The organism is Mesorhizobium sp. M0894, from assembly GCF_040319725.1.
Taxonomy (GTDB): Bacteria; Pseudomonadota; Alphaproteobacteria; order Rhizobiales; family Rhizobiaceae; genus Mesorhizobium.
Genome location: NZ_JAMYOG010000045.1, coordinates 1 through 6,837 on the forward strand (window position 1 = coordinate 1; position 6,837 = coordinate 6,837).

General features: G+C 57.5%; 7 protein-coding genes. All 7 read left to right on the forward strand.

Annotation, left to right across the window (positions count from 1 at the left end):
- The first annotated feature begins 744 nt into the window (after positions 1-744).
- The 7 genes from NKH91_RS32110 to NKH91_RS32140 all read left to right on the forward strand — a co-directional run bounded on the left by NKH91_RS32110 (position 745) and on the right by NKH91_RS32140 (position 6,124).
- Positions 745-1,893, forward strand: a complete 1,149-nt coding sequence (locus NKH91_RS32110) for a TlpA disulfide reductase family protein (RefSeq protein WP_352885520.1) — start codon at positions 745-747, stop codon at positions 1,891-1,893.
- 535 nt (positions 1,894-2,428) lie between these two features.
- The gene (locus NKH91_RS32115; RefSeq protein ID WP_352885521.1) at positions 2,429-2,734 is read left to right on the forward strand and encodes a DUF269 domain-containing protein; all 306 of its coding nucleotides are present in this window, start codon (positions 2,429-2,431) and stop codon (positions 2,732-2,734) included.
- Positions 2,734-2,937 carry a CCE_0567 family metalloprotein gene (locus tag NKH91_RS32120; RefSeq protein WP_352885522.1) on the forward strand — a complete coding sequence of 68 codons (204 nt, stop codon included), beginning with the start codon at positions 2,734-2,736 and terminating at the stop codon, positions 2,935-2,937. The genes NKH91_RS32115 and NKH91_RS32120 overlap by 1 nt, the downstream gene beginning before the upstream one ends.
- Positions 2,934-3,260: a ferredoxin III, nif-specific gene (gene fdxB, locus NKH91_RS32125; RefSeq protein WP_352885523.1), complete on the forward strand. Its 327-nt coding sequence runs from the start codon at positions 2,934-2,936 to the stop codon at positions 3,258-3,260. Before NKH91_RS32120 ends, fdxB begins: the two co-directional genes overlap by 4 nt.
- A gap of 83 nt (positions 3,261-3,343) precedes the next feature.
- Positions 3,344-3,541, forward strand: a complete 198-nt coding sequence (locus NKH91_RS32130) for an exopolysaccharide production repressor protein (protein WP_352885538.1) — start codon at positions 3,344-3,346, stop codon at positions 3,539-3,541.
- A gap of 391 nt (positions 3,542-3,932) precedes the next feature.
- Positions 3,933-4,946, forward strand: coding sequence for a 1-aminocyclopropane-1-carboxylate deaminase (locus NKH91_RS32135; protein ID WP_352885524.1), 1,014 nt, complete (start codon positions 3,933-3,935; stop codon positions 4,944-4,946).
- 332 nt (positions 4,947-5,278) lie between these two features.
- The gene (locus tag NKH91_RS32140) at positions 5,279-6,124 is read left to right on the forward strand and encodes a radical SAM/SPASM domain-containing protein (protein ID WP_352885525.1); all 846 of its coding nucleotides are present in this window, start codon (positions 5,279-5,281) and stop codon (positions 6,122-6,124) included.
- The last annotated feature ends 713 nt before the right edge of the window (positions 6,125-6,837 follow it).

The following is a 6,837-nucleotide window of genomic DNA, read 5'->3' on the forward strand; positions in this document are numbered from 1 at the left end:
GCGCGCTCCGGAAGACCGGCGACAGCGCTAAACTGGGGAAGATTCAAACGGCACTTCTGGGGAGTATTGAGCCGGCATCGACACTCGTGACGACGGCGGCATCCGCTTAGCACACGAGCAGAGCAGATGCTAAGCCGAGCACTGCGGTGGTGTACCAGGAAGCTGCAATGCTTCCTAAGGTCTGTGGCGAGATATCGGATCGTGAATGCTGCATCCGGCCTCTAGCGAACAGCATACGCAGTACCTGGCAGCTCGCACTCGACGCGCTGGGCTAATCGACCCGGTCTAGGAGAAAAGCTCAGCCATGAGCCGACCCGCAGGCAGGGGATCCCAGTCGTGGAGTTACCCGCGCACTTTCGACGGGCGCCGAAGTGCTGCTGCCGCACGAGCCGATGCCAATCTTACCGCAGGCGAGACAGCCAAGCTCCTCGTATCCAAGCGACTGACGCATGAGTGATGCGTGTGCAAAACCCGACAGCGGCAGAAAACATGTAAGGTTCAAGACAACCGGCCGTGTTGGTGCCCGTGGCGTTTTTTCCAAGCTTGGGCATACACTTACAGCGAACTAAGCGCGCTGGCACGGCCTTTGCTGATTGAGATGCGGCAATATGGGTGAGGGCTGACCGAATGCGAACGCGCAAGACGAGTGATGGTCTCCTAACCGGTGTGTTTCGTTTCTGAGAGAAGAACCAGCTCGCGGATAAACGCCAGGAAAGGTGTGGGAATAGAGGTTTGGAGAACAACATGGTGTTGCGTATTGAGTCCCCGGCTCCTCCGATCGAAGTGGACGACTGGCTGCGTGGCGAGCCCCTCACGAACTTTCAGCCCGGCAAGGTGTACCTTGTTGAATTTTGGGCAACTTGGTGTGTGGCGGCGATGCCCCATCTGATGCAGCTGCAGGAGAAATATCAAGACAGCGGATTTGAGGTCGTCGCAGTCGCAGCTAGCGAAAGGGCGCCAACCGCAGAGGAGGCGCGGACCAGCTTGGATGCGTGGCTGACCGAGAGGTTCTCGAACCTAAATTTTCGGATCGCGTTCGACTACGCAGGCGAAATGAACGGACTATGGATGAAAGCCAGTTCTTCTCTCGGCATTCCCACCTCGTTCGTGGTCGACCGCCATGGCCACATCGCTTTCATCGGACACCCGGCGGAACTCGACGATGTTTTACCGAAGGTCCTCAACGGCAGCTGGCGAGGCTCCGATGAAGCGAAAGCCGCCGATCTAGGGCGGATCGCTAGCAACCAACGTACAACGCGCGAACTATCGCTGAGCGAGCCGATATACGCCAAACTTCGGCCGGCGATGCAGGCCGAGGACTGGACGGGGGCACTCTCGGCCATCGAAGAAGGCCTCGCCTTGATGCCCGATAATATAGGGTTCCGGGAAACTCATGCGGATCTACTGCTTCACAAGCTACGCGACACTCAGACCGGCTTGCCAGCCATGCGCCAGCTAGTCGAGGACGCCATCGACAAAAAGTTCGAGGCCGTCTCTTGGATGGTCATGGCCCTGAATCAACTCTTCGATCCGGCGATGGACAATTCTCATCTTCCCCGTGCGGAGCGCTTTGCGATGGGCGACAAGCTCTCGGAACAGATCCTGAGCCTGAATCCCCCGCAAGGCGACGGACCCCTTAAATTCCGTTGGTACGTCCCGGTCGCTCAATATTACTACGAGAGCGGCAACAAAGATCGCGCGATCGAGTTGATCGAGGTGGCACTGAAATCTCTGGGCGATCCGGAGACTATGCCGGACCACATCAAACACTACTACCTTACCCCATTGCTCCAAGCCCTGGCCAGCTACACGGGTGAGAACGCCTGTTGCGTGGATCTTTGTGTTGTTCCCCAAGACAAGGCTTCTGAAATTCAAAGCACAGTCGTCTCATGAGCAAGGATCGCAAAGGGATGACAAGTGGAATTGAACCCTGGTCAATTCGCCCATTTTCTGCGGCGCGCCCACAGTAAGTATGTCCATGCAGCACAAGGTGGATCATTTGCTGCAGGTCAATGCTCGGACGTTAGTGACTCTTCAACCGGATCACCGCGGGCGCAATGCTCGACGCGAATTTGGCCCGTCGTGGAAAACGTCACAGTCCGGGACTTGTTCAAGGTCGGCCAAAGGGACGGCATTTACGTGGAATCGGTCCGGCCAGGCCGGACGTCAGCCGCGCAAGCGGGCCCGAAGTCGGCGTACCCGAAAGCAGAAATCGTCTTTCGAGGACGAGCACTGAAATTGAGGAAAACGAAATGTCTCAAGCGGCGCTTTGCCCTGCTGTCAACGAGGACCAGGCGGCCCCTGGCCACCCGTTCGTTGAATGCCTGGTGCGGCTGGTTCGTGCTCAGGATTCCTACAGGGCCTGCGAAGGCAATCGGATACCGAGCTGCTGGCCGACTTCATCATCACGAAGGAACACCGTCGTGCAGTGCCCAGCATCGGCGATCCCGATCCGGACGTGCTGTGGAGGCTCGACATGTTTTACACCGCAGTGGGGCTTGCGATCGAGGAGCGCTCCGGCGTGATGACATCGCCAACAACAGAGATGAAGGCGATGGGGGCTACGGGCGCGTGCTTTTCACGGTCGGGCAGTTGGTCGTTCTGTCGAGACGTCCACCGGTTCGGCTTCGAGACTTCCGGCAACTCGCGGATGCCGGTACCGAAACTGGTCGACGATGCGACTGCAGCCCGACGTGGCGCGGGCGTGAAGAAACCGATTTTCGAGGGAGGATGATGTCAAACCTGGATCAGATGGTGAAGAAAGTCCGAAAGCTTCAACTGCGCGCGGCAATTGCTAAGACGAACTTGCGCGACCTTGCCGAGGGTCTTCCGGTCAATTGGACTGAGATAGAGGAAGTCGCCGAGAAAACGCACGCCGTTTATGCCGAGTTGGATGGTGCCAGGAGAGAGCTCGCCAAAATGAAGACTTTACGATGAGGAACACATTCATCAGCCGCGACGGCTCGATATGGGTGCCGGAATATCTGACCGCTATAGATGGCAAGATCTGTATCGGCTGCGGCCGATGTTTCAAGGTCTGCTCGCGCGAGGTCATGCATCTTTACGGCGTGGATAACGCGGGTGAAGTCCTCGGCGCCTGCGACGGCGGTGACGACGACTTCGATGGTGAGCTCAATCGCATGATCATGGTCGTCGATCATGCCGGCCGATGCATTGGTTGCGGAGCATGCGGCCGCATCTGCCCTAAGAACTGCCAGACCCATGTCCCAGCCGACCAGATCGCAGCATCAGCAGCGTGATTTGACGATATAAATCCAGGAGAACGGCGTTGCGTTTCATAGTCTTTTGTCGGCTGCTAGGCCTGGTCCTGTGCGGCAACGCTGTGACTGTTTACTTCGCCTCCCATTCGATCCCTCTAGCGATCGTAACGACGCTGGCCTGCTCGTTGCTGCTCCAGGTGGTCTATTTCGGCAGCGTGCTCTTTCTGCTCTGGCGGTCCAGCTGTGCTTGTCGAGCAGATGAAAGGGCTAAGCCGTTTCAACGCAGTTTGGAAACCAGCCGCCACAAGATGACGAGTTGAGGAATGAATGTTCAGTTGTGCCTCAGCTTGTTCCGATAGCGGCGTGTCGCCGCTCGGTTGAGGCGCAGTGACAAACACCGAAACTCAGAATTCACGCCACTTTGGATCAACCATGGAGATCGAGCTGACCGTCCAAGAATACGTGGGCTTGAAATGGCAGAGGTGGCCACATCCTGAGCCCACTAATGCGGGGCGGTGCAGCCGTTTAGTTGGCCAGGCACATAGGAGCCGTCGCAGCACGCCGGCATGCGGGTTGCTTCGTCCCGATCGAACGAGACGCTGGCAATGATGAAGCTCTCTTCAACGTCTCCGGACGCAGCTTGCGTTGAACCCAAGACGCCATGACCGAGGCCGGAGCTGGTTCAGCTCGATCACCACTGCTCGAGAAAACATGCTGGAAAAGTTCGAACGCTATCCGCTCACCTTTGGACCAACGCCCATCGAGAAGCTCGACCGCCTCGGCAAGCATCTGGGCGGCAAGGTGGAAATCTATGCCAAGCGCGAGGACTGCAACTCAGGTCTCGCGTTCGGCGGAAACAAGCTGCGCAAGCTCGAATACATCATCCCCGATGCGATCGCGTCAGATGCCGATACGCTCGTCACCGTCGGCGGCGTGCAGTCCAACCACACCCGGATGGTCGCGGCGGTCGCCGCCAAGATCGGCATGAAGTGTCTCCTGGTTCATGAGAGCTGGGTTCCACATGAGGATGCTGTCTACGACCGGGTCGGCAACATTCTTTTGAGCCGTATCTTGGGCGCAGAGGTGCGCCTGGTCGACGAGGGCTTTGACATCGGTATCCGCGATAGTTGGGGCAAAGCGCTTTGTGAGGTAAAGGCAAAGGGCGGTCGACCTTATGCGATACCAGCCGGGGCGTCTGTTCACCCGAACGGCGGCCTCGGCTATGTCGGGTTCGCGGAGGAGGTGCGCGCCCAGGAGAAACAGCTTGGGTTTGCCTTCGACTACATTGTCGTTTGCACGGTCACGGGTTCAACGCATGCCGGCATGATCGTCGGGTTCGCCGAGGACGGTCGACAGCGCAACGTGATCGGCATTGACGCCTCTGCCACTCCCGCAAAGACAAAGGCGCAGGTGCTTAGCATTGCCCAACACACAGCGATGCTCGTCGAGTTCGGAACGGAACTCGTCGAGGATGACGTGGTCTTGCTCAAGGATTACGCCTACCCGTGTTCTGGCATTCCGTCTGAGGAAGCCAAGGAGGCGATCCGTCTGTGCGCGCGGCTCGAGGGCATGATTACCGATCCCGTTTATGAAGGCAAATCGATGCAAGCGATGGTCGACTTGGTCCAGAAAGGCTTCTTTCCAGAGGGATCGAGGGTCCTCTACGCGCATCTGGGCGGCGCGCCGGCAATCAACGGCTATAGCTACACCTTTCGCAACGGCTGACGCTCGACAGATTGCGATTTCGCCGTCCTGCCGTGCCGGCGAAGCGCTCAAACTAGGTGCGAGGGCCGCCCAGCAAACCGATGGAGCCGGGGTTTGATTGCCACCCAACGCGAACCTGACTGAGTTCATTTGGAAAATTTTGATCGATGGAAATCGAATCCGCTGAGAGTATTAACAAGAATATTAGAAGCCTAGTTGATAGACCGGTATCATAGATGACATAATTAAATATATCCCAGCATGCGAATAACGCTCCGTCTGAATTAAATGAGTAACTTATTGCTTTAATACTCAGGGTTGGCCAAGAGCCCACAAAAGTGGAGGCATGTCCGATGATCTTACTGGAACTGGGCTCTGCCATCCCTGGCGGCAGGGTTTTGGAAATAACGACGACCACCGGCTGCATCGTCGGATGTTCTTATTGTCCGCAGGACAAATTCGCCCATCGGCAAAGAGCGGTTTCTCATGTGAAGCATCTTCGTCTTGAAGATTTCAAGCGATCTCTGGCGCGCGTACCAACTTCCGTCGACATCAGTTTCGCCGGGTACTCCGAGCCTTGGCTCAATCCAGATTGCACCGAAATGGTCGAGCACGCTTACGCCAGAGGCCATGGCATCCGGATTTTCACGACGCTTGTAGGAATGAAGATGCGGGATCTGCACCGCTTGCAAGCGCTGCGCTCAAGGGTATTCGTGGTCCATGTTCTCGATGATGGCGCATACATGAATAGCCGTCTTGTCGGAGACAAGTATCTCGCTTTGATTCGTCAAGTGGTCGACACAGACATCGCCTCGATTCGGTTTATAGTCCTGGGCGAGGTCCATCCGGATATCGCCGGGATAATCCCCGCCGAAGCGCTAGTTCGCGCGCGGCCTCTGAGCAGCAGGGGTGGAAGCGTCGATCCGAAGGTCGTCGAACCTCGGCAGCCAGTCGTCGGCGCGCTGATATGCGTTGACGGACGGCAGTATCGGAATGTTCTTCTCCCAAACGGTGACGTCACGCTTTGCTGCATGGATTTTGAACGGCGCCACGTGTTGGGCAATCTTCTGCGCGACGAATATGCAGATCTTTTTGAAGGGCCAGTTTTTAGCCAAATCGTCGATCGCATGAATGGGACGGATGGCTTTCTGCTTTGTAGGAGGTGCGAATATGCCCATCCAAACGCGTCCGCATGCTGACTGGAGGTCGGCAAACCGCCTGAAACCGCGTGAGCGAATGTCGATCCTCTTGAGACGGCATAAGGCAGGCCTCGTGAGGACCCGGTCGACGAGTCTAGTCGCCTATTGTTACGCCGAGATCCTGTGGTCGCACCTCCCAGCACAAAGTTGTCTGGCAAACGTTTGTTGGCCTAAAAGGGGGAGAACCGGCTTAGTCTGGTCCCACATACAGACTGTAATGTCCTCTGCCGTCGGCTTTTCGGGACCCTGATCCTCATTCAGGCATAATTGTTCGAGACGCTTCAGAAGCGGTCCGAAAGCGGCCCCGACATCGAAGAACGCCGATCATCGCCGCTACGCCGCTCGCTCGCTTGTAAGGGCTAATCTTTGTCAAGGTGATCTTTCAGTCGTTCCGTCTCCTTGTTCAGCTGTGGCGCCCCATTTGTTCCTGCTTTGGCTCCGGGGTTCATTGGGGGCGCCGCGCGCATTGACGGTCAAGGGTGGGCCTTTGGCCATCGCGAAGCGACTTGCCCTTGATGGTCACGAGCACGGCGGCAGCGTGTCAATCGGCCCGCAATTGGGACCCTGGATCGGCGCGCAAAAGGGACCCCCTTTTGGGGCGACGACGGTCAGCGTTCGCCGGGGGGGACGGGTCGGGGGTGTGGCGCCCGGCGCACGCGGCTCGGGGGGGTGGGGGGCTCAGGGGGGGGTGTTTAAGCGCCAGGGTTGCTTTT